At 46.6% G+C, this 26,242-nt stretch carries 28 protein-coding genes and 2 pseudogenes; 29 read left to right on the forward strand and 1 reads right to left on the reverse strand.

Translation table 11 applies throughout. The annotated features are described in order from the left end of the window. Positions 1–159 precede the first annotated feature (159 nt). The 29 genes and pseudogenes from G9F50_RS11545 to G9F50_RS11680 form a co-directional block, all read left to right on the forward strand. Positions 160–507, forward strand: a complete 348-nt coding sequence (locus G9F50_RS11545; protein WP_242517106.1) for a hypothetical protein — start codon at positions 160–162, stop codon at positions 505–507. Further along, entirely contained in the window at positions 497–838 is a 342-nt protein-coding gene (locus G9F50_RS11550; RefSeq protein WP_165417751.1) for an HNH endonuclease, read from the forward strand. The genes G9F50_RS11545 and G9F50_RS11550 overlap by 11 nt, the downstream gene beginning before the upstream one ends. A 121-nt stretch (positions 839–959) precedes the next feature. Beyond that, a complete protein-coding gene (locus G9F50_RS11555) occupies positions 960–1,283 on the forward strand; it encodes a P27 family phage terminase small subunit (RefSeq protein ID WP_088030590.1) in 324 nt (107 codons plus the stop codon). Continuing rightward, on the forward strand, positions 1,258–3,039 hold the full coding sequence (locus G9F50_RS11560; protein ID WP_165417752.1) for a terminase large subunit: 1,782 nt from the start codon (positions 1,258–1,260) through the stop codon (positions 3,037–3,039). Before G9F50_RS11555 ends, G9F50_RS11560 begins: the two co-directional genes overlap by 26 nt. Positions 3,040–3,042: 3 nt before the next feature. Then, positions 3,043–4,350 (forward strand): phage portal protein, encoded by a 1,308-nt coding sequence (locus G9F50_RS11565; protein WP_260399193.1) that lies wholly within the window; start codon positions 3,043–3,045, stop codon positions 4,348–4,350. Beyond that, positions 4,304–5,047, forward strand: a complete 744-nt coding sequence (locus tag G9F50_RS11570) for a head maturation protease, ClpP-related (RefSeq protein ID WP_165417754.1) — start codon at positions 4,304–4,306, stop codon at positions 5,045–5,047. The genes G9F50_RS11565 and G9F50_RS11570 overlap by 47 nt, the downstream gene beginning before the upstream one ends. Beyond that, complete coding sequence (locus G9F50_RS11575) at positions 5,047–6,201, forward strand: phage major capsid protein (RefSeq protein WP_165417755.1); 1,155 nt, start codon at positions 5,047–5,049, stop codon at positions 6,199–6,201. Before G9F50_RS11570 ends, G9F50_RS11575 begins: the two co-directional genes overlap by 1 nt. A 13-nt stretch (positions 6,202–6,214) precedes the next feature. Beyond that, positions 6,215–6,430: pseudogene (locus tag G9F50_RS20795) on the forward strand (fibronectin type III domain-containing protein); the annotation flags it as partial. A 9-nt stretch (positions 6,431–6,439) separates the two neighbouring features. Further along, positions 6,440–6,730 carry an Ig-like domain-containing protein gene (locus tag G9F50_RS20580; protein WP_260399194.1) on the forward strand — a complete coding sequence of 97 codons (291 nt, stop codon included), beginning with the start codon at positions 6,440–6,442 and terminating at the stop codon, positions 6,728–6,730. Positions 6,731–6,732: 2 nt separating this feature from the next. Next, positions 6,733–6,972, forward strand: coding sequence for a head-tail connector protein (locus G9F50_RS11585; protein ID WP_165417757.1), 240 nt, complete (start codon positions 6,733–6,735; stop codon positions 6,970–6,972). A 5-nt stretch (positions 6,973–6,977) separates the two neighbouring features. Further along, positions 6,978–7,319: a phage head closure protein gene (locus G9F50_RS11590; protein WP_165417758.1), complete on the forward strand. Its 342-nt coding sequence runs from the start codon at positions 6,978–6,980 to the stop codon at positions 7,317–7,319. Next, positions 7,316–7,744: an HK97-gp10 family putative phage morphogenesis protein gene (locus G9F50_RS11595; RefSeq protein ID WP_232469702.1), complete on the forward strand. Its 429-nt coding sequence runs from the start codon at positions 7,316–7,318 to the stop codon at positions 7,742–7,744. The genes G9F50_RS11590 and G9F50_RS11595 overlap by 4 nt, the downstream gene beginning before the upstream one ends. Next, the gene (locus G9F50_RS11600) at positions 7,741–8,085 is read left to right on the forward strand and encodes a hypothetical protein (RefSeq protein WP_165417759.1); all 345 of its coding nucleotides are present in this window, start codon (positions 7,741–7,743) and stop codon (positions 8,083–8,085) included. Before G9F50_RS11595 ends, G9F50_RS11600 begins: the two co-directional genes overlap by 4 nt. Positions 8,086–8,087: 2 nt before the next feature. Next, positions 8,088–8,693 (forward strand): major tail protein, encoded by a 606-nt coding sequence (locus tag G9F50_RS11605; RefSeq protein ID WP_241264964.1) that lies wholly within the window; start codon positions 8,088–8,090, stop codon positions 8,691–8,693. A gap of 83 nt (positions 8,694–8,776) precedes the next feature. Next, positions 8,777–9,115, forward strand: a complete 339-nt coding sequence (gene gpG, locus G9F50_RS11610; protein ID WP_241264965.1) for a phage tail assembly chaperone G — start codon at positions 8,777–8,779, stop codon at positions 9,113–9,115. Between the two features lie 241 nt (positions 9,116–9,356). After that, on the forward strand, positions 9,357–14,684 hold the full coding sequence (locus G9F50_RS11615) for a phage tail tape measure protein (RefSeq protein WP_165417760.1): 5,328 nt from the start codon (positions 9,357–9,359) through the stop codon (positions 14,682–14,684). After that, a complete protein-coding gene (locus tag G9F50_RS11620; protein ID WP_165417761.1) occupies positions 14,684–15,502 on the forward strand; it encodes a phage tail family protein in 819 nt (272 codons plus the stop codon). Before G9F50_RS11615 ends, G9F50_RS11620 begins: the two co-directional genes overlap by 1 nt. Positions 15,503–15,513: 11 nt before the next feature. Continuing rightward, positions 15,514–17,043, forward strand: a complete 1,530-nt coding sequence (locus tag G9F50_RS11625; protein ID WP_165417762.1) for a phage tail protein — start codon at positions 15,514–15,516, stop codon at positions 17,041–17,043. Positions 17,044–17,057: 14 nt separating this feature from the next. Further along, positions 17,058–19,619, forward strand: coding sequence for a peptidase G2 autoproteolytic cleavage domain-containing protein (locus G9F50_RS11630; protein WP_165417763.1), 2,562 nt, complete (start codon positions 17,058–17,060; stop codon positions 19,617–19,619). Between the two features lie 13 nt (positions 19,620–19,632). Next, positions 19,633–21,069 (forward strand): BppU family phage baseplate upper protein, encoded by a 1,437-nt coding sequence (locus G9F50_RS11635; RefSeq protein WP_207195680.1) that lies wholly within the window; start codon positions 19,633–19,635, stop codon positions 21,067–21,069. Between the two features lie 14 nt (positions 21,070–21,083). Next, a complete protein-coding gene (locus G9F50_RS11640; RefSeq protein WP_014470931.1) occupies positions 21,084–21,353 on the forward strand; it encodes a hypothetical protein in 270 nt (89 codons plus the stop codon). After that, positions 21,354–21,542, forward strand: a complete 189-nt coding sequence (locus G9F50_RS11645) for an XkdX family protein (protein ID WP_165417764.1) — start codon at positions 21,354–21,356, stop codon at positions 21,540–21,542. 3 nt (positions 21,543–21,545) lie between these two features. Beyond that, a complete protein-coding gene (locus G9F50_RS11650; RefSeq protein ID WP_013351581.1) occupies positions 21,546–21,755 on the forward strand; it encodes a BhlA/UviB family holin-like peptide in 210 nt (69 codons plus the stop codon). A 76-nt stretch (positions 21,756–21,831) separates the two neighbouring features. Continuing rightward, positions 21,832–22,740: an N-acetylmuramoyl-L-alanine amidase gene (locus G9F50_RS11655; RefSeq protein ID WP_165417765.1), complete on the forward strand. Its 909-nt coding sequence runs from the start codon at positions 21,832–21,834 to the stop codon at positions 22,738–22,740. A gap of 20 nt (positions 22,741–22,760) precedes the next feature. Next, positions 22,761–22,979, forward strand: a complete 219-nt coding sequence (locus G9F50_RS11660) for a phage holin (protein ID WP_165417766.1) — start codon at positions 22,761–22,763, stop codon at positions 22,977–22,979. A 230-nt stretch (positions 22,980–23,209) separates the two neighbouring features. Continuing rightward, positions 23,210–23,392: a hypothetical protein gene (locus tag G9F50_RS11665; RefSeq protein ID WP_165417767.1), complete on the forward strand. Its 183-nt coding sequence runs from the start codon at positions 23,210–23,212 to the stop codon at positions 23,390–23,392. Between the two features lie 9 nt (positions 23,393–23,401). Further along, complete coding sequence (locus tag G9F50_RS11670) at positions 23,402–23,797, forward strand: type II toxin-antitoxin system PemK/MazF family toxin (RefSeq protein WP_165417768.1); 396 nt, start codon at positions 23,402–23,404, stop codon at positions 23,795–23,797. A gap of 185 nt (positions 23,798–23,982) precedes the next feature. Continuing rightward, a complete protein-coding gene (locus G9F50_RS11675) occupies positions 23,983–24,540 on the forward strand; it encodes a hypothetical protein (RefSeq protein ID WP_165417769.1) in 558 nt (185 codons plus the stop codon). A 546-nt stretch (positions 24,541–25,086) separates the two neighbouring features. Then, positions 25,087–25,179 (forward strand): annotated as a pseudogene (locus tag G9F50_RS11680) (iron-sulfur cluster assembly accessory protein); the annotation flags it as partial. 141 nt (positions 25,180–25,320) lie between these two features. Here G9F50_RS11680 and G9F50_RS11685 read toward each other — a convergent pair. Continuing rightward, positions 25,321–26,082 carry an SDR family oxidoreductase gene (locus G9F50_RS11685; protein WP_060561897.1) on the reverse strand — a complete coding sequence of 254 codons (762 nt, stop codon included), beginning with the start codon at positions 26,080–26,082 and terminating at the stop codon, positions 25,321–25,323. Between the last annotated feature and the right edge of the window lie 160 nt (positions 26,083–26,242).

Raw genomic sequence — 26,242 nt, forward strand, 5'->3', positions numbered from 1 at the left:
ATCATAGTCTATCTATAGTTTATAACAAAAGACTAAGGCTATGAATCAGTTAAAAGGAAAATATCAAAACTATTTAGGGAAAGACTTGTGATAACCCTGGGCCGATCGTATGTATAATATTAAACGGACAAATGAGCGTTTATGAACGGAGGGATAGCGGTGAAAGACGGATCAACACGATATAACGATATGAACTTAAGTGGTCTAACGGTGAATAAGTTTCGTCAGTTTTACGATAGGGAAACGGTAGGGGATTCGGATACTAAGCCGACAGCATCACCGAACTTACTAACGATAGAACTAACGGATGAACAATCGATACCACGCATCGTATACAAAGGCGAAGATGTAACTGCTCTTATTGCGGTAGATTTCGAGTGGAGTACAAGGGATGATAAGCAGATAGGGTCTACCTATTTCCGTATCAAGCACGCTAATATTGGCAGTAAGAAACCGGTTGTAGAGACGAAGGAACTGGCGGTAGGCGAACGGGCTTATGGCGCATAACTACTACGACAAGCACAAGCGCAACCCCGAAGCACGGGCGTTCTATAAGTCGAAGGCATGGACGGAGTGCAGGGCGTTGGCTTTGACGCGTGACCATGGCGTATGCCAAGACTGTCTCAAAGAACGTAAGATAACGAAGGCTCAGACGGTTCATCATATCAAAGAACTCCGTGATCATCCGGAATTATCTTTAACACTCGAAAATCTCGTAAGTTTATGCAATCCGTGCCACAACCGAAGGCATCCGGAAAAAGGCGCTGGACCGGCTGAAAAGGCGAAGAAGAAGCGCAAGATTAACGTGGTGAAGGCGCAGGCTAATCCGGAGCTATAGCCCCCCTACCGTTGGGATTTCGAAGGCAAAAACGTAAGGACCGGCGGGGCCCCTTCGCTTGTAGCGCGACCGGAATTTTTACATTAAAGGGGGTAAATCCCCGGATGAAAGGAGCGATCATATGGCGGTACCCACTGCGAAAAGGCTGCGCGAATATCTTGGCGACAGGTATACGGAATCGGACGAAGAGCTTATCGATCTTTACGTCGATACGCATAAGTTCTACCGCCGATTAAAAAAGGAAGTGGCAGAAAACCCTTTAATGATGCGGCATACGAACAAGGCAGGCGCGGAAAACCTCGTCAAAAATCCGTTAGCGATTGAGCTCACGAAGACGGTTACGACATTAAATAACCTTCTGAAATCGCTCGATCTTACGCCGGCACAGCGCAAAGAATTAAACGCGGGCGGTGATGACGATGACGACGATTTCAGTAAATTCTAACGCTACAGAGATCGAAAAATGGTACGAAAACTGGCTAAAAACGCAAAAAATAGCCGGATTTATACGTGAAAAACCGTCCGAAAAGTTGCTAACGACTTGGTACGCGGAGAAGGTGGCTGCCGGTGAAATTGTCGCGAGTAAGAAAAATATTCTCGCTTGCAAACGTCATCTTCGCGATCTTGAACGCGCCGGCACAGACGAATTTCCTTACGTATTTGACGAAGAAAAAGGACATCGACCGATACAATTTATCGAGCGGTATTGCAAGCCGTCGCAAGGACGGTACTCAAACTTAACGCTTCAGCCGTGGCAACACTTCGTAATCGGATCGCTATACGGTTGGGTTCATCGCGATACCGGGCTACGACGTTTCCGCGAAGGCCTTATATTTGTCGGCCGTAAGAACGGAAAAACGACGAAAATCAGCGGTTTAGCAAATTTCGCGATAACAAAAGACGGCGAACCGGGCGCCAGAGCCTACGTTTTAGCCAACTCGAAGCAGCAAGCGGGCGTCCTTTTCGAAGAGAGTCGCGCTATGATAAGAAAATCACCGAAGCTTCGGAAACACATTCGCGAGAATCAAAAAGGCATTTACCACGACGCGTCCATGAGTCAGATCGAAGCGCGGGCGTCAGATAGCGAAAAGTTGGACGGCTTGAACACGCACCTCGGCATATTCGATGAGATCCACGAATTCAAAGATTCGAAGCTCATCAGCGTAATCAAGAACTCAAGGGCTGCGCGTACCCAACCGTTAATCATTTACATTACGACGGCAGGCTATCAGCTGGATGGCCCTTTGGTTGAATATTACGAAATTGCCTCCGATGTTCTTGACGGAAGCAACGTCCAGGAGCGAAATTTCTACTTTATGGCGGAATTAGACGACATATCTGAGGTCGAAAACCCGGAAATGTGGATCAAAGCGAACCCAAACATCGGCGTAACGATGGATATTCCGTCAATGATTCAGGACTTTAACGCAGACCGACACGTACCACGCGAATATAACGACTGGCTGGTCAAGCGGTTCAATATCTTCGTTGATAACGGCGAAGAAAGTTTCATCGACTTCGAAGTCATCAAGCGCAACAATGGAAATATCGATCCGGAATCATTGCGCGGCATGCGATGCATCGGCGGCTTCGACTTATCACAAACGGAAGACTTTACGAGCGCGTGTCTGGAATTCATCTTGCCGGATAATCGCGTTTTTGTTTTGTCTCATTCGTGGGTTCCGGCGGCAAAAGTACAAAAAGATAACGAAAAAATCGACTACCGTGGGTTTGAGGCCGACGGTTATTTGACGATTATTCCGGGCGAATACGTAGAATACGAGTACGTTTACGACTGGTTCGTGGAGATGTCGCGCAAATATCAGATCGAAAAGATCACGTTTGACCCGGCGAATGCGATGCGACTGGTCCAAGACCTTCAAAATTACGGTTTCCAAACTGAAGTCGTGCGGCAGGGCTATATCACGTTGAGCGATCCGTTGAAGAACGTCAAAGAATTATTGCTCGACGGAAGAGTCGTATATAACGGGAACAAACTTTTCACGTGGTATTTAAACAACGTTAAACTCGTCGAGGATCGTAACGGAAACTGGCTGCCGACCAAACAAACACGCTACCGGAAAATTGATGGCTTTGCTGCGTTCCTTAACGCCCATTCGCAGATATATCTCGACATGACGAAGCCGGTTGCAGGCGGAAGCGTCGGATTTATCTCGATTAATGATCTATTAAACGGTTAGGAGGTGAGAAAATTGGGCTTTTGGAGCAACGTACGAAACTTTTTCAGAGGTGCACCCGAAGCAAAGGCGGCCGTCAAAAAGGATCTCGCTCACTGGTTTATCCCCCGAGCTAGCATTTTCGGAAACTATGGTGAGCATGCGTTGGCTGATAACGAGACTGTCTTCTCGGCTGTATCGCGACTATCAAATACGATGGCAAGCTTGCCGATCAAGGCGTACAAGAACTATCAGCCGATCGAGTCGCAGGCATCCGAACTATTAACGTACGCGCCGAACCATAACATGACTTCCGGTGAAATGATCGGACTTTTAGAGACTCATCGGGCTGTTTATGGCAATGCTTACGCGATAAAACGGTACGGAATGCGTTTTGAAGTCATCGGGCTGGACGTTTTAGATCCTTCGCGGGTGCAGCCGGTCATTGAAGAAACGTCTCGCGAGCTCTGGTACGAGATATTCGGTGATAGCGGCAACTACTTCGTTCACAACATGGATATGATTCACGTTAAGTATACGTCGGTTGACGGACTCAAAGGAATTTCGCCGTTAAAGGTTTTGCGGAATGCGCTCGACTTTGATCGCGATGTAAGGACGTTCAGTCTCGAACAGATGGACGGCGCTAAGATATCGTTTATTCTCGAACTTGCAACGCAGTTGGACGATAAGCGAAAAGCAGAGATGCTTGAGAACTTTAAAAGCTTCTATAGAGATAACGGCGGCATCTTAATTCAAGAACAGGGCGTAAAAATACGTGAATTAAAAAAGGAATTCATCGATACGAAAGCGTTTGAAGTCGAGAAGGTGACACGTGCAAGGGTTGCACAGGCTTTTAATATTCCGTTATATATGCTCGGGGAAACGCAAGGCAGCGTATCTAAAATGGAGCAACTTTACATCGACTATGTACAAGGCACATTGATGCCTATTGCAACTCAATACGAGAAGGAATTTAACCGGAAGCTGCTGACTGATGAGGAACGCAAGGCCGGTTATTATTTTAAGTTTAGCATGAACGCATTATTACGCGGAGACATGCAGACTCGCGGCAATTTCTATCAACAAGGCATCCGGAGCGGTTGGTTTAAGCCGAATGAGGTGCGTGCGTGGGAGGATCTACCGCCAGAAAAGGGTGGGGACACGCTTTATTTGAGCAAAGACTTATTCCCGATCGATCAAGTCGCACAGCAGAAAATCACGAGCAACGACGCGCCAACGCCTCCAACGTTAAAAACTAACGAAGATGATAACGAAGACTCGAAAGGAGGTGAGGACGATAAAGAAGTTCTGGGAAATCAAAGCGGCGAAGAGTGACGCTAAAGCTGGTGAGGTTTACATTTACAGTGAAATCAGTTCGGCCCAATTTTGGGGCGACGAAGTAACAGCGCAGACTTTTAAGGCGGATTTAGACGAACTGGGCGACGTTTCTACGCTAAATATCTATATTAACTCGCCTGGCGGGTCCGTTTTCGAAGGAAATTCGATCTACAACATCATAAAGCGGCACAAAGCCTACGTTAACGTTTACGTCGACGGGCTGGCTGCCAGTATCGCAAGCGTCATCGCAATGTCTGGTGACGCTATTTTTATGCCCGCAAACGCGATGATGATGATTCACAACCCGTGGACCTTAGCGCAAGGAAATGCGGACGAACTCCGTAAGCAGGCCGATGACATGGACCGCATTCGCGAAAGTCTTATCGAGGCTTATCTCGGAAAAGCAGGCGAAAAGCTTGATCGTGACCGATTAATCGCGCTTTTGGACGCTGAAACGTGGCTTACAGCGCAAGAATGCCTCGAATTAGGGCTTTGCGACAGCATCGAAGCACCTAAACAAGTGGCTGCGAAGATAGATACGAAGTTATTCGCGAGTTACCGGAATACTCCGGACGTCTTTAAGTCCGATCAGCCTGCGGGCATGTCGGAGGAGGAACGGAGATTCCGCGAACAAATTGCCGCAGAAGCCGAAACACATTTACTCAAATTAAGAAATGACGGAGGAATAAATTAATGGAACTATTTGATCTAAAAGCTAATTTAAATACCGTAGGTACGCAATTGGCATCAGTTGATCGTGAGATCGTAGTGAAAGCTGCAGATCCAGGTGCGCAAATGGAAGATTTAAAAGCGCTTCAGCAGAAAAAACAAGATTTACAAGCACGTTACGACATTTTGAAAAGTCAGCACGATGCAAAAGAAGCGGAGCAAAAGGCTAGGATTCAAGCTTCACTTGAAAAAGAGCATGCGGGCGCGAGTGCAGGTCTTGAAAGTTCTGACCCATCTGTACGTAAAGTTTCAGCTAAAGCCGGACTTATCCGTGCTGCAATGCGCCGTGAAGTCCCGGCGCAAGAAGTGCGTGCGGTTCTTGGCGATAACAACGGAACAGGCGGAGAAAAATTACTGCCGAAAACAGTATCTGAAGAGCTAATTCATGAGCCTTTTGTAAAGAACCCACTCCGTAATGTATCAACCTATACAAGCGTTACTAACCTAGAGATCCCTAAAGTGGATTTTTCTTTAGATGATGATGATTTCATTCAAGATACACAGACTGCTAAAGAGCTAGAAGTTGAGGGCTCAGTTGTAACTTTTGGTCGCCGCAAATTCAAAGTTAAAGCAAAAGTTTCTGAAACTATTTTAGCTGCGACTGATACAAACCTAGTATCAACGGTTGAGCAAGCACTTCAGTCCGGTCTAGCTGCTAAAGAGAAGAAAGTATCTTTTGCAACTGCACCGAAAGTTGGCGAAGAGGAGATGTCATTCTACGGAGCCGGCATTAAAGAAGTGTCCGGAGAATCTACGTACAAAGCGATTAAAAAGGCCATTGCCGATCTGCCGGAAGATTTCCGCGAGAACGCAAAAGTTATGATGACCTATGCGGATTACTTGGAAATGATCGAAACTCTCGCAAACGGCAGCGCAACTCTTTACAACGCTCAGCCAGAGCAAATTATCGGTAAACAGGTTGTATTCTCGGATGCTGCGGTTAAACCAATCGTCGGTGACTTCCGTTACTCTCACTTTAACTACGATCCAGCGATCACTTATGAAAGCGACAAAGACATCAACACAGGCGAAAACTTATTCGTTCTGACTGCTTGGTTCGACCATAAAATCAAGCTTAAATCTGCGTTCCGTATTGCATCCGTTGTAACTACGCCCTAATGCGCCCCAAGGGTTAACGGCGACTCCTAAAGACACATCGGTGTCCCTTAGTTGGGACGCCGTAACCTTTAATGGGGGCATTAAAGAATACGAGGTATACAGAGACGGAGTATCTATCGGATCTCGCGTAGGGACATCGTTTGCAGACAGCGGCTTGACGCAATTAACAACGTATAAGTATCAGGTTCGCGCAATTCCTAACACCGGCGATCCGTCTCCACTTAGCGCCGAGCTTTCGGTGACTACGTTAGCGACCGAACCTACAGGCGTCAACGTAACGGAAACCTCCAAGACCTTAACGGTGGGCGATACGTATAAGATTAACGCAACGGTCACGCCTTCAAGCGCAGACCAAAGCGTGACTTTTACGTCTAGCAGCACCGCGACGGCAACCGTATCTAGCTCCGGCTTAGTAACGGCTAAAGCAGCCGGTACAGCTACGATCACTGTCGCGTCTAAGTCGAAACCTTCGGTTAAGAAAACGGTGGCTATTACGGTCAACGAACCGGCACCTCCGGCAGGTGAATAACGATGGCACTTACGCTTGATGAAGCAAAAGAATACTTGCGGATTGATGGAGATGAGGACGATAACCTCGTCTCCTTTTTTATTTCCGCAGCAGAAAAGCATATGGAAAACGCAGGCGTAAAGGATACCGAATCGGACCTGTACAAAATGGCGGTGCTGATCTTTGTTGCGGACGCCTACGAAAACAGGACGACAGCTAACAGCGGAGCAAAAATCGCCGGTATGATCCTTCAATTGAGGTGAGCGCTATGGCGGTAAACATCGGAAGTTTTAATAAGCGGATCACGTTTCTGCAGTACGCAAACACAACGAATGACGAAGGGTTTGAGATCGACGGATGGACGTCGGTTGCCACGGTTTGGTCGGCAGTAAAGACGTTACAGGGCCGAGAATTTATTGCGGCAGCCACGATTCAGGCCGAGAGGACGACCCGTTTTATCATTCGTTATTCCAAGCGAATGAAGGCGTTGCTTAATAACAAGATGCGCGTTAAATATGACGGACGAGAGTTCGAGATCGAAAGCATTATCAACGATAACGAAGCAAACGTTACCTTCACGATTATTGCGAAGGAGGTCGACGTTAAATGAGTTCAAGATCAAACGTTAAAGGCATGCGTGAGCTGATGGCGAGGCTAAACCGGATGGGGCGGGAATCTCAGTCCGTTAAAAAAGGCGCGCTTGAGGCCGGCGCTAAGCCGGTATTTGAAGAGATGGAAGCGCGTAAGCCTAGCGCACAAAGTAAGATCCTGGTCAGCGACGTTAAGAACGACATTATCGAAATCGGACCGAGCGACCTCGACTTTATATCGCGATTCGCTGAGTTCGGTACCAGTCCGCACTTAGAAAAAGCGAAGAACAAAAAGGTCATGAGCGACGGTTCTACGTTTTACGGAAGAGAAGTCGATCACCCGGGGCACCAAGCGATGCCTTTTATTGAGCCGTCTTTCAACGCGAAAAAGAACGAAGCACAGCGCGAGATCAGACGCTATTTAGAAAGGGAGTTATTTCGATGAATGCGCGGGCAATCGTTAACTCGGCGCTTAAACCGTTGGGCGTGCCCGTTGTTTTTCTTAAGTATCGCGGAGAGGACGAAACATACATCCGGTTTTTCTTCTACGACGAAAAGAGCGCACTCAATGCGGAAGACGATGAGGAAGCGACGGGATTTTACGTTCAAGTTGATATTTATACGAAGGACCCAAGCGAATACGCCCGGCTAGAAACTGGCGTTAAGAAACAGCTCGTCGATGCGGGCTTTGGGCGCTTAGGGCAGTACGACCTATACGAAAACGAAACGGAGATATACCACAAGGTGCTCCGTTTTTATTATGCGCAAAATACAGAGGGGGAATAAATTTGGCAGGAACACGCATGGGATTACGCGATATTTACTTTGCGAAATTGATTAAGGACGATGAAGCAGGCGCCACTTACGATAAACCGGTTAAGATCGGTAAGGCAATTGAAGCGTCTATTTCACCGAACACTAACAGCGAAACTTTGAACGCGGATGATGGGCCGTCTGAGATCGAAACGGCTTTCGGCGGCGTCGAGGTAGAAATCGGCGTTGACCAGTTGTCTCACGACATCCAGGCGTTATTGCTCGGGCATACGGTTAATGCTGATGGCGTGCTCGAAAAGAAAGATACCGACTTGGCGCCGTATGGGGCGTTACTCTTTAAATCGCAAGTATCGGGCGGCGGCGACAAGCTTTACGCGCTATATAAAGGTAAGTTCCAGTTGCAGGAAGAAGAGTTCGCTACTAAGACGGATAGTCCAGAATTCCAAACGGATTCAATTTCCGGCACATTCATGCGTCGTGAGTTTGACGGCGTTTGGGGACGTTCAGTTTACACGAAAGGTGAAGGCGTTAATCAGGCGGTTATTAACGATTGGTTCACGAAAGTTTACGAGCCTTCCGCATCTACCGGTGGCGGCGGAACACCGCCTTCAGGCGAGTAATAAATTCATATCAGAGAGTTCGGCTGCGGCCGGCTCTCTTTTATTTGTTCACTCAAAAAACAACAAATTAGGAGAGTGTTTGCATGCAAATTACATTACTTATCAAAGGTGAAGAAAAGGTCTTTCACGCACCATTTATTAAAGGAAGAATGCTTCGCGAAGCTATCAAGCTATCGAAAACAAGCAACTTTGACGAACTAGACGTCGGCGATCTCGATAACCTCGTTGATTATGTTGTTCGTGTTTATGACAACCAATTCTCACTTGATGAATTCTACGATGGTATTGCATCCGAAAAAATGATTCCAACAATCTCGGACACTATCCAAGGTGTTGTCGGGACGGTAAATGCAGGTGTTGAGCAGACTGACGCTACAAAAGGCGAAGGCGAAGCCACTGCGGAGACTCCGGCAAAAAACTAAAGCCAGGGTACCTTTTCCCGTTAGACTTCCTCGAAAAGCTTGAACACGACCTTAAAAAGCTTTATCTCGATAGCATGGAGCGCCCACAAGATATCTATTATCTCGACGAAATGGACATCGGTTGGTTCTTCGAGCTTATGCAATTTTCCGGAAGCGGAAAAGACAAGAGCGGCGATTCAAGCGGCGGGAAGAAGGGAGTCTATATCGATCAGGTACTCGGTTTTTAGAAAGGAGGTAAAGCATGGCGGAATCACTCGGCTCTTTGCGGGTCAGTATCGGACTAGATAGCACTGAGTTAACTCGCGGCCTCGATGGTATCAACAAGAAACTTGAGGCTGTAAATAGTGAATTCAAGGCTACGATGGCCGGCGCCGGCAGATTCGATAACAGTCTTGATGCTCTTAATAAGAAAGCGAACGTGCTCAATCGTACGATGCAGGTACACACATCGAAGCTGTCCGAGCTTAAACGTCGGTATGAAGAGAGTGTACGAGTAAAGGGAAAAGACAATGACGCCTCCGTCCGGTTACTGACGCAGTACAATAAAGCATTAGCGGCCATGAGGAAAACCGAGGACCAACTCGACCTCGTTAATAAGCGGATTAGAGAGCAGAGTACGGGATTCGCACAGCTAGGGGCCAAACTAAATGCGAGCGTCAATACGATCACGACGAAAATGCGTGCGCTTGACGCGGCGTTTAAAGCGACAACGGCCGGCGTTGATAATTTCGGATCGACCTCGGATCAGCTGAGGCAGAAAGCCGACCACTTAAATAAATCGATTGATCTTCAGCAACAACGCTTAAAAGATCTTCGCCGATTATATCTCGAAGCCAAGCGCGCAAAAGGCGAAGACGCTCAGGAAACGCAAGAACTTAGCGCAAGAATGAACGAAGCTACCGCACAGCTCCGCGAGACGCAGGCGCAGTTAAGAGCGACTAACACGCAGATTGAACAGCAGGCCAACGCATGGCACCGTATGGGAACGCAAGCTCAAGAGAGCGGCGAAAACCTTCGAACGATTGGCGGGAAATTACAGTCGATTGGCTCCGAAATCGCAACATCATTCGGCGTTGCAACGTTGGCAATCAGCGGAGCCCTCGGACTCGCGACAAAGAAATCGATGGACTTCGAGCAGCAAATGTCGAACGTTAAATCGGTAATGGACCCGGCAGAGGCGAACAAATACAGCGACGCTTTAACGAACCTTGCGGTTAAACTCGGTGCGGATACGAAATACAGCGCGTTAGAGGCTGCGCAAGGTATGGAAGAGCTCGTTAAAGCAGGCGTATCTACCAAAGACATCATGGGCGGAGGCCTTTCCGGCGCACTTTCATTAGCGACAGCTGGTGATCTCGAACTGGCAGACGCTGCAGAAATCGCCTCTACCGCACTCAATGCGTTCAAAGACGATAATTTAAGTGTTGCCAAGGCTGCCGACATTCTAGCGGGAGCGGCCAATGCTTCGGCTACTTCTGTCGGAGAAATGAAGTACGGACTGTCTATGACTTCAGCGGTAGCCGCGGGTATGGGTTTATCTTTCAAAGACACGTCTACCGCACTCGCAGTATTTGCGCAGAATGGACTAAAGGGCTCTGATGCTGGTACATCACTAAAAACAATGTTAAGTCGTTTAGTGCCGATGACAGACGGTGCCTATACAACAATGGAGTCTCTCGGTCTTGTTTCTTTAGATACGAAAAAAGCGTTTGAGTCTTTGGCTAAACAAGGATTTAAACCGGCTAGCCAAGATCTCGGAGATATATACAAAGCGATGGACGCTTACGTTACGAAGACAACCGGCTTAAAGAAGGGTACGGCCTCCTTCGAAAAAGCATTTTCTAAGGCATCGATTGCACTTGGAGTGATGGACAATAAGTTTTTCGATGCTCAAGGAAACATTAAAAGTATGACCGAGATATCTGGAGAACTCTCAAAGGCCTTGGATGGTATGTCAGCCAAAGATAAACAGGAAGCACTGTACAAAATTTTCGGCTCCGATGCTATCCGCGGAGCATTGATTCTCGGCAAGTCCGGGGCTAAAGGTTTTACCGAGATGGCTAATGCGATGGATAAGATCAAAGCGGCAGACGTTGCGGCCGAGCGTATGAACAACTTGAAAGGGCGAATCGAAGAGTTATCAGGCGCCTTCGAGACGGCACAAATAAATGTCGGTAAAGCGTTAACCCCGGCCGTATCCGCGCTAGTTGCCGTTTTGCAAAAAGTTGTAGACGCGTTTAATAATTTATCGCCAGGTATGCAGACATTTATCGCAATTTCTGCGGCGGTCGTAGCTGTGATCCTCGGCATCATAACAACGTTCGGAGCTGTTTTAGCTGGATTCGGAGCGATGGCTGCGGGCATCGGAGCGTTGATTGAAGGGGGCGGTCTTCTGGCCGTCAGTGGGACCGTTCTCGGCTCCGTATTTGCAGCGCTAACCAGTCCTATTGCTTTAACCATCGCGGGAATAATGGGACTAATCGCTGTATTCACACTCGTATACAAACATTCGGAGCAGTTACAGAAGCTTTTAGGCGTAGTGTTTAACGCTATCAAATCCGGTGCCTTAGTCGCATACAATGGCGCGAAGGTAGCGTTTGATGGAATCATTGCGGCTGTAGATCGTATGTCAGCGTACTTGCTCGAAAAAGGTCCGGCCATGTGGAACGGATTTGCAGCCGGCGCGGTCAACATAGGAGCCGCAATTCAGAGCGGTTTCAATAGTGCGATCGCTGCAATAGGTTCGTTCTTTTACTCGCTCGGACAGAAAGCCTCGGAATTTTTCGGCCAAGGAGTCGCAGCTAAAGTAGCGGACGCGGCGGGGATATTTTTCGCACAATTGAAAACCGCATTCTCAAGTGTCGGCGGCGTAATCTCTATTGTTGCGCCCGTGATTACGGGGTTTGGTTTGGCGTTAGCGGGCGTATCAGGGCCGATCGGCTTCGCGATTACGGCGTTAGCTAGTTTGTCCGGATTTTTATTCCGCCTTTATCAGTCTAACGAGCAGTTCCGTAACTCTGTAACGACTGTCTGGTCGCAAGTTTCAAGCGTTATTAGTAGCGCAATGACGGCCTTGCAACCGGTATTTGATGCATTCAGTCAATACTTCGGTGAAATAGCGGCTGAACTGGCGCCCGAGTTCGCAGAAACGATGAACGTTATGGTTACGAGTCTGGCTACGTTAAAGCCGGCTTTTGCGGAGTTAGGTGCAGCTATTGCAGAGCTCGGACCATCTTTCGCACAATTAGGCGCGACGTTCGCAAGTTTAGCGGGAGAATTAGGTATAGCATTTTCGGATGCGGTCGTTCAAATTACGCCTCTACTCGGAGAATTAGCGAGCGCTTTTACGCAGATGCTCCCGGGGATAATTAGCTTGGTAAGCGGACTATTAAACATATGGGTACAGGTCCAAGGCACGTTGTTACAGGTAATAACGTCAATTGTAACGACAGTACTACCGATTCTCGTCGAAGGATTTACGTCACTGCTGCCGATTGTTTTGAACGTAGTTCAAGCGGTATTTCCAGTGATACTAAGCCTTATCCAAGCGATTGCGCCGGTGATTCAGATGATTGCAACTACAGTTTTACCGGTTTTGTTGAGCGCGGTTCAGGCGATTTTTCCAGTCGTTTTAGCAGTGGTAAAAGCGGTCATGCCTTTCGTGGCTACTATTATCCAGTTGGTTGCGTCAGTTATTAAGGATCTGGTAGTTAACGTCCTACCTTTAATTTTGGAAGTCGTAAAAGCGGTCTTTCCATTGATCGTACCTATCATTCAATATGCGGCACAAATTATCATTCAGGTACTAAAGGCAGCCGCAATTATTATCAAAACTGTTTTAATTCCTGCCGTAAAGTTTATTCTGAGTGTTGTTCAAGCAGTTTTCCCTGTAATAGTTTCCGTCATTAGAGCCGCGCTAAATATAGTAACGAACGTAATCAAATTGTTCTCGGCTTTGTTAAGAGGAGATTGGAAGGCTGCATGGAACGCAGTCCTCGGAATCTTAAAAGCTATATTCGCGCCAATTGTAAAATTGGTCACAAACCTAGGAAAAGCAATTTCCGATAAATGGACTTACGTTAAGAATAAGATGGCGCTTTTAACTTACGAGATGAAGAAAAAAGTAATGGATCGTTTTAACAGTATAGTAGATGGCGCGAAAAAGCTTCCAGGAAGAATTGGAGACGGAATCAAAAGCATGGCCGGTAAAGCTGTTAACGGTGTCAAATCTCTGGGAAACAAGATGATCGGCGGCTTCGAGGGTATCGTAAACGGCCTTACGCAAAAAGGTATCAATAAGGTTCTCGGCTTGGTTGGCGTCGATAAGAAGCATTTCATTCCGAAATTAGAGATTCCTAGGTATGCGAAAGGTACGGCAGCAGGCGGACACCCAGGCGGTCCAGCGATCCTTGGCGATGGTGGCGGTCCTGAGCTATTCCGAACACCTTCCGGATTTACCGGCCTAAGTCCCGGCAGAGATACGCTGTTTAATTTACCGAAAGGAACGCAAGTCCTTCCGCACGACATGACGAAAAAGCTTATTGCGCAGGGCATTCCGGCCTTCAAGAACGGGACGAAAAAGAAAAACCTATTCGAAAGAGGTGTCGATGCGGTTTCGGGCGCAAAAGACACTGTCGTAAATGTCGCGAAAGGCGCCGTGAATAAAGTCAAAGACTTCGCGTTTGACGTATGGGATTACGTTTCAGATCCGAAGAAACTAGTTTCGAAGGTTGTCAATAGCCTCGGACTAAAGCTTCCGGAAATTTCTGGCGCATTCGGCAGTTTGGCGAAAGGGTCTTACGAAAAGATTAAATCGTCAATGGTCGGTTTCGTTAAGAAGCAGATCGATGATTTTGGCGGCGGCTTCGGAAGCGGAGAAAAAGCGACGGGTAACGTTAAACAGTGGATTCGTAAAGCGATGGCCGTCACAAAAGTTCCGAGTAGTTGGTTTAACCCATTAACAACAATCGCAATGAAAGAATCCGGAGGACGGACCGGCCCTTCAACGATCAACAAATGGGATAGCAACTGGAAGCGCGGAACGCCGTCGATGGGTCTTATGCAGACAATTAGACCGACGTTTGACGCGTATAAAATGAAGGGCATGGGCGACATCATGAATCCGGTTCACAACGCGGTTGCAGCCATTCGCTACATCATTTCACGATACAAAACGGTTTTTAATGTACCCGGAATTAAATCAATGCGTGCCGGCGGCCCTTACAAGGGTTACAAAATCGGCGACATTGTGACGCAAAAGCAACTCGCTTGGGTTGCGGAAGAGGGTCCGGAAGCAGTCATCCCGTTAAAGAATAACCGTCAGCGGGCGCTTCAGCTTTATAAAGAAACCGGCAAGAAATTAGGCGTAGAGAGCGGAACAGATCAGACGGTTGTAGCGAATCTACTTGAGAGGCTGGTCAGCGTGGAGCAACGTTCTTTAGCGACGCTTAACATAATCGCGCAAAAAGATCCGAGCGTACGGGTAGATAAGGACGCTTTAACTAACTACGTCGACAGCTCTCAGGCGCAACAAGCTACGATGAAAAGATTATTTAGGGGTGATCGGTAGTGCATCTGATTATTATAAAAAACGGTGAGACGATCGATCACCGTAATTTCGGTTTGCGGCTTCTTAGTTTTCGTAAGGACTCGTTAACCCATCGGACAGATCTTCAGGAAATAGATGGCCGCAACGGATCAATCGATATAGGTACGACCTTCGATGCCCGAAAGTTAACGGCCATCTTTCTTTTTAAAGGCGTTGACCATCTCGACTATCATTTGTTATTAGACGAAATATACGATCTATTCGCGACGCAGAACGAAATGGAAATTATAGATTCGCGCCAACCCGGAAAGGTTTGGTCCTTAAAAGTGAGCAGCACGTACGAACCGGAAGACATCACGCCTAGGAGCGGGAAACTTACGGTTGAGTTTACGGCTGCTTTTCCTTTTGCAGCATCTTTAGGGTCAACGCTCGCCCCATTAACGTTTAACTCTGATAAGTGGCAAGTAGCACAAGGTATGCTACCTTCGGATGATTTATCGTATCGTCACAAAACGAACAGATTCCGAATTTATAACGCAGGCAACGTAACGGTTGATCCAGCCGAAGACGTACCGTTAGATATCGTTTATAAAGGCGCCTCATCCAATTTTAAGCTCGCGAATAAAACGACTACCCAAACGGTGGCTTATTCGGGTAGCTCCGGATCTACCGATACGTTGAAGCTCGAAGGTCTCAGGCATTTGAAAAACGGCACAAGCATATACGCGAATACGAACCGAGGCTACATCTCGCTTGCGCCCGGATGGAACGAAATCGAACTTTCCGGAACGGTGGGAAGCTTCGAAATATCTTTCGATTTTCATTATTTATATAAGTAGGTGCAGCGACGATGGCTATTTTAGCAGTAAAAGATATATCGGGAATCGCGGAACCTTTGCCGGGCTTCTTTGCTACGCGTAGTAACGGAATCGAGGGAGAAAAAACGTTAAATGTAACGGGGTATAAGACGGTTCTAAATCAACACGGTTACAAATTCGTTAAAAACGAAAATATCCTTATTTATAAAGACGAAGAATACATTATCAAAACGCATAAGGAGAAAACGTTCAAAAACGGCGTGGGCGTTGAGGTAACGGCACTTCATCGGATATTTGACGACTTGATAAATTACCGGATTTACGAAGAGAAATCGGGCACGCTGCGAATAAATGCGATGCTCGATTTTGCGTTAAAAGGAACCGGATACACGTATGAAGTAGACAATACGGATCTTCCGACATCGGTAGAGGTTCAAAACTTCGGATGGGATAATTCGTTAGCCTTATTGCGAAGCATTCTCGAAAAGTTTGGCGCAGAATTTGATTACGTCGGTAAGCGTATTTACATTGCGAAAAAGATCGGCAGCAAGAAAGACGAACCTTTTCTGCGATACAAGTACAACGTCAGTGAGCCGGAAAAAGAGATCGATACTAGTAGCTTTGCGACTTATATTCGCGGCTACGGTAAGCAAAAAGATGACGGTACCTATGTTGTGCAGGCGGAGTATACAAGTCCACTAGCAACGATCTACGGAATAAAGCACGCCGAGCCGGTAAAAGACGAAAGGTTTACGGATAAATCTTCGTTGCTGGCAGAAATGAAGAATAAGCTCGGTGATAGCCTAGACATTTCGCTAACATTTACGGCTATTGAGCTCGCAAATATGGGCTTTAAAGACGTAAGAAAAGGCGATTATCTGTGGTGCGTTATCGAACCGTTTGATATTAACGTTCAGCTACGCGTCTTAACTATCGAAGACTATTCGAATGACAAAAAGCCGCCGGTATTCACATTTGGATCAGTCACGAAAAAAGCGTCGGATTTAATTGCGGATTTTGATACGACTAAGAAAACGGTTGATAAGGTAATCGATGCGTCCACCGGAACCATTAAAGCAAGCGCACTGAATACAGCGGGATTGGCGCTCAAGAGCGATTTAGATGCGCATGTCAAAAACACGGACATACACGTAACCGCATCAGAAAAGTTAACGTGGGATTCGAAGGAGTCTGGCGGAGCGGCCGCCGCATTGGAAGCCCGTCTGACGAACATAACCTGGACGGCTCCGACATTTAAAAGCGGATGGGCGCAATACACTGACGCTTCCGGAAGTTATCCGGTTCAGTACGGTAAGGATATGGTCGGAACGGTGATATTACGAGGCGTTGCGAAAGGTGGAACCATCGGACCGACAACGCCGGTTTACACACTTCCGGAAGGTTTTCGGCCAACTTACCCGTATCATTTTACCGGATCGGCAGGCGTTGGTTTTATTTATACCGGCGTTATAAAAACAAATGGCGATGTTTGCATCGAAAGCAGTACGAATTCTACTGCGAACGCTTTTATCGCAATCAACACGCAATTTAAAGCGAACTAAACGGAGGTGAGCGCATGGGGAAATACTCATATAAGAAAGCTGATACAGGCGGGTTTGACCGTCAGTATATCAAGAACTACAACCAAAACCTTGAAGACATCGGTAACGACATGCTCGATCTGAGTAACGGTTTGAGCCGCCATAAGACCGCGGAGCATGCCCATACGTCAGATCAGATTGACCATAGCGGTTTTTCTTTGCGCACATATATAGACGGTCTGTATAACCGTATAAAAAACTTGATTCTTAACGCAGACGGAACGAACGTAAAAGAGGTGGTAGACGCTCGTGTAGATGCGGACGGCAACGTTGAACCTCTATTAAAAGAGCGGCTCGATAAAGAGTATTACAAGTTGCTCCGAAAGATCCAACGCAACGTAAACGTGGACGATTATGGCGCTGATCCTACTGGTGAAACAGATAGTACGGATGCTTTCGTAAGGGCACTCGGTAATGGTAAGGTGCGCCTTAATTTATCAGCGGGCGAATACGTCATCAAAGGTGCTAAGATCCCGTCATGGACGTATCTTATCGGTCAGGGAAAAGGCGTTACCACACTGAGGCTACACGAGGATACGCCGGCCGACGAGTGGGTTATTACGAACGCTGACCACTCAGGAGGAAACCGGAATATCTACGTAGAGGGAATGACACTCGATTGGAACCCGGATCGACAAGGCGGCGTGACTGCGACGGGAGGTATAAATTCGAGCTGCTTAACCTTAGCGAAAGTAAAATTCGGTTGGATTAAGGACGTAGAGGCGGTGAACCCCGGCCTACATGGCTTTGATATAACGGCTCCGGCATACGACAATACTGCGGAAAATTATACGGCTGATGGATCATATTACGTTTGGCTGGATAACTGCGTTGCCTCCGGTTACGGTGACGATGGGATTACGACACATTATAGCGAATACATTTTCATTTCAAATTCACACTGTATGGACCCTAGCGGAAAGGCACACCCGGCCGGTGCTGCTAATTCGAATGGGATCGAAATTGATGACGGATCAAAAAATGTTTGGGTAGACGGCTGTTATACGAGTGGAAACATTCGAGGCGTCGAAGTAAAGGCGCACAAAGAATGGCCGGCATCGCAAAACATCCATGTGACGAATCATGTTTCTTATAGGGACGTTCGTTCTTACGATGCAAGACACATCGCCCATCATAGCGAGACTGATCCTGAGAGTACATCTGCGTATCATGTGACATTCGCAAATTGCACATCGATTGAACCCGTCTTTAATAGTTTATACGCAGATATTTCTCCAAGAGCGTTGGTTATCTCAGCCTATAAACATGTTCAGATTTCGAATTTTACTGCGATCGGCGATCCGCAATACGATTACAAGGCCAACCCGGTAGTCGCGTTTCAATTTAAATCTAGCTATATCAACGTTGATGGAATCAAGATTCGAGGGTTTAAGACGGCCAGCCACGACATACGAGCTTTTGGCGGCGCTCAAAGAACTGACTATATACAGATCTCCGGCGTAACCATCTCCGAGTCTTCACCGATCGGTGTCGCGTTCGGTGGCGGTGTTTATAATGCGTCTCTGATTGGCGCCACATTGATCGGAGATAGTGGTGAAATGGGCGTTTATTCTCCGAACAACCAAGTAGAACTTGCGGCAATTAACGCGACTGGATATGCATCTGCGGCAAACCTCGGTGGGCGTTCGTACAGCGTTGTGCCCACGAATTTTAAAGGAGGATTCAAAGGCGCTACCACGAGCGGATCACCCCTAGATCCGACGAGCGCAATCATTGCGGCCACGGGTGATAATGTTGCGAAAGGGCCTAGAAACTTCATGGGCGGCGTTTCGGGAGGTTCATCGACTGAAGGATCGCGTCAGGCTATTCTCGCAACGAACAATTCGCATACAAAAGGTGACGGCCCGGCTCGAACCATCCTATCGTCACAGTCCGTAATAAACGATGACGGTTACACGGTTGTAGGCGGATATGGTTCCGGTGAAGCATCCGCAGGGAACATCAAATGGAAGATCGACTCCATGAACGGTAATATTCAGGGCGTCGGCCGGGTCGAAAGCGTTTCCGACTTTAAGGACGTTGCGGAATACTTCGAGTCACTGGACGGACAGAGAATTGATTCCGGCCTTATGGTAACGCTCGAAGGCGATAAAATCCGAAAAGCGCAGCCAGGGGATAGCGTGGACGGAATTATATCTGAAACTGCCGGCGTTGTATTGGGAGGCGCGGGTTTTTACTGGAATGATCGGTTCTTGCGTAACGAGTTTGGCGGTATGCTCTACGAAACAATCATCGAGAATGGCCGCGAACTGGTTGTGCCGAAAGAGAATCCGAACTATGATCCGACCCTTGAATATATTCCGCGTGATGAGCGTGTTGAGTGGCATATAGTCGGCCTTATCGGACAAATACACGTACGCATTGACGACACAGTCAGAGTAGGTGATAAAGTTACGGCGGGACTCGACGGTATTGCAACGAAAACAGGGGACAACAGCGGATTTAAAGTAATGCGAATTAAGACGGCTTACGATTCCGAAAAGGAATACGGTGTAGCCGTTATTTTTATGCGGTAAAGGAGGTTTTGCAGTGATATACAATAACGCACCCCTTGCGTTTGAGGTAACGAGCTGGACAAAAACGAATATTAAAACCGCCATACAGTTCAGCACGCAAGACATCGATACTGCACGTTTAATATTCTCGTTAACAAAAGACGGCGTCCCGTTACCGTTGTCTGCTGTTACCGGGAAGCTCGTTATGTTCATGGCGGACGGCAGTCGGTTTATAAAAAACGTAGAGATCGTGGATAAGGTCGAAGGCATCGCGCAGCACGTTTTATCACCCGAAGAGATTCGCCACTACGGCGACGTCCAGGCGGAGCTCAATTTGTATTACGCGAATAAACAGGCGCTCTCCGTTCATAAATTCTCGTTCACTATCGACAAGGCGCTGATTGATACGGATATTGTTCCTATTGCGGAGTATTATATCGATGACTTCGAGGCTTTGATCGCAAAGGTAAACGAACTATATGACGAAGCTATCGAAACCATCGAAGAGTTGCGTAAGAAATTCGAAGACCTCGAAAATATTGAGACGAAAGCAGGAGCGCAGGAAAAAGCCGACAAGGCCTTAACGGACAGCAAAGCGTACACGGACGAACACGCAGATCGGATGGATAACCCGCACTCAGTGACGAAGGATCAGATCGGGCTTAATAACGTAGACAACGTTAAGCAGGCGCCTCTCGACCAATTCCGAGCGCACGATTCGAATGGCATCCGTCATACTTCGCAGGTTGAGAAAGACAAGTGGAACGGATCACAATTGTTTAAATTGACGCAGGATACCGGCGCAGCAAAGTACATGACAGGTATCGATTTTAATACGGTGACAGATACCGGCTTCTATTATATGAGCGGCGCAACGACGGCATTGAATGCACCGGTAAATAACAACGGATATCTTCTCGTTCATAACTACAGCACGTACGCGTATCAGGAATACACGTCCTATAGCAGTAACGATTCGACGTCATCGGGCCGGCGGAAATTTATGCGTAATAAGGTCGCGAGCTCGGATTCATGGACGTCGTGGCGCGAGCTTGAATCGGTAGAAGGGGCGCAATCAAAGGTAGATGCCCACGCCAACAGAACGGACATTCACGTCGTACAGGCGGATAAAGATAAGTGGAATAGTCCATGGGCCGCGACATGGAATAACGTTACTTTGATTAACGGCGCGCAGCAAAACACCGGCTACCCGTTCAAGTTCTCCGTTGCGAATAACGAAATTAAACTGAGAGGCACGTTCGGCTCGCTACCGGCCGCTGGTACGACGGTAGCGAAATTTACGTATAAACCGACGCAGCTCGTAGATTTCGTCGTTCCTACGATTGGCTCTTACGGTACGGCGCGGTTTGCATTTACGACGGATGGCGAATTACGATTCGATGGCCTTTCAGCAACCGACTCGGCGAGCGTTACGCGTGTGTCCTTTAATATCGGTATCCCATTATGGTAAAGGAGGAAATCAGAATGCACGTTTTATACTACGACAAAAATTTCGACTATGCCGGCGAAGAAGATATTGATGTAGAAGTGCTGCCGCCAAATAGTACGGACGTATTGCCCGATCCGTCGATCATCTCGCCGCGATTCGATAAAAAGAAAAACGTATGGGTCGAAGCGGCGACGGAGGAATACAAAGAGAGCATTAAGCCTGACCCGCCGGCTCCGAATGAAATCGAGAATCTTCAGAAGCAAATAGCGGATTTATATTATCTTATCGCGACAGGAGGGAACTAAATGACTTGGTATCTCCGTATCAAAAATCTTTATGACGCCGGTCTTTGGACGAAGAAGCAAGTTCACGATACTGTCGGAGCTGGCCGGATAACGCCGGAAGAATACGAGAAAATCACCGGGGATGTTTACGATCCCAACGAGCCTCCTATCGAAGAACCTTCGGAAGAAACAGGCGGACAGGAGGCGTAGTTATTGAACGGCGGCGAATTAGACGTACTCAAATATTTTTTAACGCAGGGACCGTTCGCGGTCCTTTTTACGTGGCTGCTGATTTACGTAATGAAATCGAACCGTGAGCGTGAATCGCGGCTACAAGATCTACTCGATAAGTTTAGCGATAAGTACGACGTCATCATCGACAAGATCGATAGACTCGAAGAGAAATTCCGCGGAAGAGAATAACCGATTAAACGTAACACGCCCGTCAGGTGAGAGTCCCGGCGGGCTTTTTAAATTATGAAAAAGGAGACGATGAGACATGGTGAAAATCACAAAGGACTTTATTCCAGTAGGACACAATAACAGACCGGGATACGCAATGAACCCAGCGTACATCACCGTTCACAACACGGCGAACACGGCAAAAGGGGCAAGCGCAGCCATGCACGCCCGTTATGAGAAAAATCCGGAAACTCCCACCAGCTGGCACTTTACAGTAGACGACAAAGAGATTTATCAGCATCTGCCATTAAATGAGAACGGCTGGCACGCTGGCGACGGAAACGGCACCGGGAACCGAAAATCTATCGGCATTGAAATTTGTGAGAATAGCGATGGTGATTTTGAGAAAGCCGTGGCGAATGCTCAATGGCTGATCAAAAAGCTCATGAAGGAGCAGGGCATTTCCCTTGCAAATGTCGTTCCACATCAACACTGGTCGGGTAAGTATTGTCCGCGCAAATTGCTTGATCGGTGGGACTCTTTTAAGGCCGGTATAAGCGGCGCGCCATCTTCACCAGCGAAGACAGAAACCAAGACGTCCGGATCGACATACACCGTTAAGAAAGGAGACACTTTGTCCGAAATTGCGGTGAAAACAGGCGTCAGTATGGCGAAGTTACAAGCATACAATGGCATTAAGAATGCGAATAAGATTTCGGTCGGCCAAGTGTTAAAACTGACGGGGGCGGCCGGCTCTTCTAAACCGTCATCCAGCGGTAAGAAATACGTTTACCTTCCGGCATCTGCCGACTCATGGCGCATCTATCCGACAAACAAAGCGCCCGTCAAAGGAAACGAGATAAACTATTTGCGCCCGAAAAAATTCGGCGGCCTTAAATACGAAATTCTTGCGAATCCGCAAACGGACGTGTACACGATCAAGACGGACCAGTTCGGAAAAGTAAACATCTATGCCGGAAAAACAACAGGCGCAACAGTAAAATAAACGAAAAGGGAGACGATTATATGAATACGGAAAAAATTAGCGCAGGCACGGTCGCTCGATTCGTGCTTCTTTTGGTTGCGCTCGTAAATAGCGGATTAACAATGACGGGGCACAGTCCGATTCCGGTCAACGAGGCCGGCGTGCAGGACTTCATTTCGTTGGCGTTCCTCGGAGCTACTTCGCTATGGGCGTACTGGAAAGACAATAAAGTAACGAGGACTGCGCGCACAAAAGGATAATAACTAAGTTGTCAGTATCGACTTATATCTTTTTATATCATGAATGTATAAATTAAGGCATAAAATACCGAGAATAGGGAAAAGTCCACTTAGAAGTGCGAAAAATCTTGTTTTGGCGATCTGTTTGCATTACAATTATTGTATATTTATCGAATGCATAATATGATCGCCAAATTTTATACGTTCGGTGGTGATATTTGATGCACGATAAAAAGAAGGGGGATGACGATATGGCAATAACAGAGTCACGCCTTAAAAGTAAACTTCAAGATTTAAGAAGTAAAGCGTTGAAGAGAAGATATGGTGGGGAGTATCGAACAGAATTAAACGCGGGCCAAAAACGAATTCTTGAAGAAAATCACAAGGATTTGGAATATGAGCAGTACAAGGCAATTCACAACACAGAGGATTGATCTCCGAGGATGACGATACTTCAGCGAGGAGAAATCTACTACATCAACTTCCCATATACCTTCGACCCTAACTACCCCAACGGTAAACCTAAGTTTGTTCTAGTGTTACAAGAAGGTGAGTACTTCAAAGAGTATGATACAGTGACCGTACTGCTTATAACTAGCGATTTTAGCGCTGAGTATTACGACACAAACGTAACAATTGAGCTTGGGACGACATCATTGAAAGAGAAATCTTATATCTTATGTTCTCAGCCTTATACTATAAGAAAAAGTCTTTTTAGGGCTAAAGGCGTTTGGTCCGCTGGTCAATTAAGCCCTGAAATAATGGACGAGGTTGACGAGGCAATTTATTTAGGTTTGTGCATGGGGCAACAGCACGAGGATGAAATTAGCCACGTTTAAAACGTGGTTTTTTGAATTGGTCTTTCCTATTCGCAATCAGACAAAGACTGCCGAAACTGATCGACGGTCTTTTTGTGATTATGAAACTTTTAGCAAGCGCTTACGTATGTTAACGTAGGAAAACCCATTGCGGATAAGTTTGGCATCATAGTATAATTTTGTTAATACATAGCGGAGGTATTCCAATGCGTAAGATGCTTTTATTATTACTTTCGGTACCACTTTTACTATTGGTGGCATGCAGTGAAGATAGCGTTAATGCAGGTACGGTTCAAAAAGAAGACAGTGTAGAAAATAAGAAAGTCGAGCCTTTTAAAGTTACGAATAAAAGCGTAAAGATGCTTATAGCGGATGAGCTGAAGAAAAACGGAACAAAAGACACGGAAAAATTGAAGGAGCTTGATATCTTTGATGATGTAGACGAAAATAAGCATAACATCAAAACAGTTAGCGTTACTCTAAATGGGAATGACAATTTAACTAACAATATGGTGAAAAAGGGGATGCTTAAAGAAGGCGAAAAGCTTTTTCCTAAGATCTTTGAGGATACTTCCGTAGGCAGGGCTTTAATAACGTGGGAATTTCCTTTGAAGGATGCAAACGGCAACTCATCTTTTCAAAAAGTCCTATCGATTCAGTTAGAGCGAAATACAGCCGATGAAATAAACTGGAAAGAATTCAAATACAAGAATTTCGAAATAGTTGCCGACAATTATTATGAACATCAAGCGTTTAAAAAGTAACAATCCACGCCCTATCCTTCGCGGATGGGGCGATTTTTTTTATGTGGACGATTGTTTTTCTTTCGGTTTCGTTATCGAGTTAATAAACGGGTGAATGTATGGACGGGGCTTTTAAAAACGGAAGAGGGTGCGGACATGTTTTCGTTTTCAATATCGGCAAGCCTCGGACAAGGTTCGGAAAATGAGTTGATCGCGGAGGAATTACGCAATTGAAATCGAGGAAAGGGCGAAGCTTAGTTGCGGGACAGTTCGAAATTATGTAACGATAAAGCATACATCCCAAAACATTCGACGTGGCCGAAGATAGAGCGGGCACTCAAATCGACGGGGTACGAAGTGAGTCGCGAAGATTATTTTAACGGTTAATTTTCAGGATGTGGATAACAACGCTTGTCATTCGTGGAAAGTTTGGGTATTATGTTGTTAACGAGATTCGTCGCTAGGAATACGCGGCGTTAACAATCTAACCGAATAGTAACAATCGTACAAATCGTACATAAACGCTGATATGATCGGGTTTTCATCTAACGTAAACTGATCGTATGATTCACCATTGACAACCCGAATGCCATCGCTTCCTGCGGCTGCGGTTCATCTTTCCGCACGGCCAAAAACGCCGGTACGCCGGAAGAGTGCTAAGGGTCAACCCGCCATTATTAGGATGAAAAAATATGACGTCTTTCTTTCGGTGGCGTTTGCACCATTGTTAAAAAAGGCGTTTATCTGTTTAATAAAAGGAAAACCCGCTCAACAGAAGCGGGTTTTGCTTTTTCAAAGAGGTTATTCGATTGTATGTTTCATCGCATGGTACATATTTGCCGTATGTTCATCGGCTTTATCCCGTGACATGCGCAGCCGTTCTTCTGAAGAACCATATCCGATTTCTTGTTTGCCCTCTTTCAGTCCTTTAAAAATCCCATCAGCGAATTCATCCAGCGGTTCCCCTTGCGTATGCAGCCCTGCTCCGCCTAAATCTGTATTCACCGCCGGAGGCGCAACTTCAATCACTTCTACAGATGAATCAGAAAGCTGATGTCTCAGACTCATTGTAAATGAATGAAGCGCCGCTTTCGTTGCTGAATAGATCGGTGCAATGGCTAGCGGTGTAAAAGCCAATCCCGAAGAGACGTTAATGAAAGCCGCATCTTCTTTTCCGGCAAAAAACGGAGCGAACAGCATAGACAGGTGGAAGGGAGCTTCAATGTTCGTTGTGATTTCTTTATTGAAATAGTCCCAATTGTCCTTCGCATCCGCTTTCAGCACATGAAAACGTTGTTGAATCCCCGCGTTGTTTACTAACACATTCACTTCCGGATAATTTTCTTTCACCCAATCAAACAGTGATATACGTTCAGATGGAATGCTCAAATCACTGACATATGTAATAAGTTCCGGGAATGTTTCCTTTGCTTTTTGAAGAGCGTGCTCACGCCGTCCGGTCACGATGACTTTATTTCCCGCTTTTAAAAACCGTTCTGCGAAAGCCAATCCTATTCCGGCATTTCCGCCTGTAATCAGTATTGTATTTCCCGTCAGTTTCATATTAACTCCTCTTTTCCGATTGTTTTTACATTTCTTTGTCAACATTTCAGCTTTGATCCAATCAATATATTCATCCCGCAAATAGGCATGAAATAAGACAGCAGTGATTCTGTAAAATTGATTTTTAGATCATCGGGAAACCCGCCAAAACTATTCTTTC

It is taken from the genome of Bacillus sp. EKM206B (genome assembly GCF_011066015.1).
GTDB classification, from domain to species: Bacteria; Bacillota; Bacilli; order Bacillales; family Bacillaceae; genus Bacillus; species Bacillus velezensis.

What these genes read in the sequence shown, in the direction of transcription:
- G9F50_RS11665 (WP_165417767.1), top strand. Translation starts at nt 23,210, where the DNA reads ATGGCAATAACAGAGTCACGCCTTAAAAGTAAACTTCAAGATTTAAGA.
- G9F50_RS11660 (WP_165417766.1), top strand. Translation starts at nt 22,761, where the DNA reads ATGAATACGGAAAAAATTAGCGCAGGCACGGTCGCTCGATTCGTGCTT.
- G9F50_RS11625 (WP_165417762.1), top strand. Translation starts at nt 15,514, where the DNA reads ATGGCTATTTTAGCAGTAAAAGATATATCGGGAATCGCGGAACCTTTG.
- G9F50_RS11655 (WP_165417765.1), top strand. Translation starts at nt 21,832, where the DNA reads ATGGTGAAAATCACAAAGGACTTTATTCCAGTAGGACACAATAACAGA.
- G9F50_RS11630 (WP_165417763.1), top strand. Translation starts at nt 17,058, where the DNA reads ATGGGGAAATACTCATATAAGAAAGCTGATACAGGCGGGTTTGACCGT.
- gpG (WP_241264965.1), top strand. Translation starts at nt 8,777, where the DNA reads ATGCAAATTACATTACTTATCAAAGGTGAAGAAAAGGTCTTTCACGCA.
- G9F50_RS11600 (WP_165417759.1), top strand. Translation starts at nt 7,741, where the DNA reads ATGAATGCGCGGGCAATCGTTAACTCGGCGCTTAAACCGTTGGGCGTG.
- G9F50_RS11685 (WP_060561897.1), bottom strand. Translation starts at nt 26,082, where the DNA reads ATGAAACTGACGGGAAATACAATACTGATTACAGGCGGAAATGCCGGA.
- G9F50_RS11590 (WP_165417758.1), top strand. Translation starts at nt 6,978, where the DNA reads ATGGCGGTAAACATCGGAAGTTTTAATAAGCGGATCACGTTTCTGCAG.
- G9F50_RS11555 (WP_088030590.1), top strand. Translation starts at nt 960, where the DNA reads ATGGCGGTACCCACTGCGAAAAGGCTGCGCGAATATCTTGGCGACAGG.
- G9F50_RS11670 (WP_165417768.1), top strand. Translation starts at nt 23,402, where the DNA reads ATGACGATACTTCAGCGAGGAGAAATCTACTACATCAACTTCCCATAT.
- G9F50_RS11675 (WP_165417769.1), top strand. Translation starts at nt 23,983, where the DNA reads ATGCGTAAGATGCTTTTATTATTACTTTCGGTACCACTTTTACTATTG.
- G9F50_RS11640 (WP_014470931.1), top strand. Translation starts at nt 21,084, where the DNA reads ATGCACGTTTTATACTACGACAAAAATTTCGACTATGCCGGCGAAGAA.
- G9F50_RS11585 (WP_165417757.1), top strand. Translation starts at nt 6,733, where the DNA reads ATGGCACTTACGCTTGATGAAGCAAAAGAATACTTGCGGATTGATGGA.
- G9F50_RS11615 (WP_165417760.1), top strand. Translation starts at nt 9,357, where the DNA reads ATGGCGGAATCACTCGGCTCTTTGCGGGTCAGTATCGGACTAGATAGC.
- G9F50_RS11595 (WP_232469702.1), top strand. Translation starts at nt 7,316, where the DNA reads ATGAGTTCAAGATCAAACGTTAAAGGCATGCGTGAGCTGATGGCGAGG.
- G9F50_RS11560 (WP_165417752.1), top strand. Translation starts at nt 1,258, where the DNA reads ATGACGACGATTTCAGTAAATTCTAACGCTACAGAGATCGAAAAATGG.
- G9F50_RS11645 (WP_165417764.1), top strand. Translation starts at nt 21,354, where the DNA reads ATGACTTGGTATCTCCGTATCAAAAATCTTTATGACGCCGGTCTTTGG.
- G9F50_RS11550 (WP_165417751.1), top strand. Translation starts at nt 497, where the DNA reads ATGGCGCATAACTACTACGACAAGCACAAGCGCAACCCCGAAGCACGG.
- G9F50_RS11575 (WP_165417755.1), top strand. Translation starts at nt 5,047, where the DNA reads ATGGAACTATTTGATCTAAAAGCTAATTTAAATACCGTAGGTACGCAA.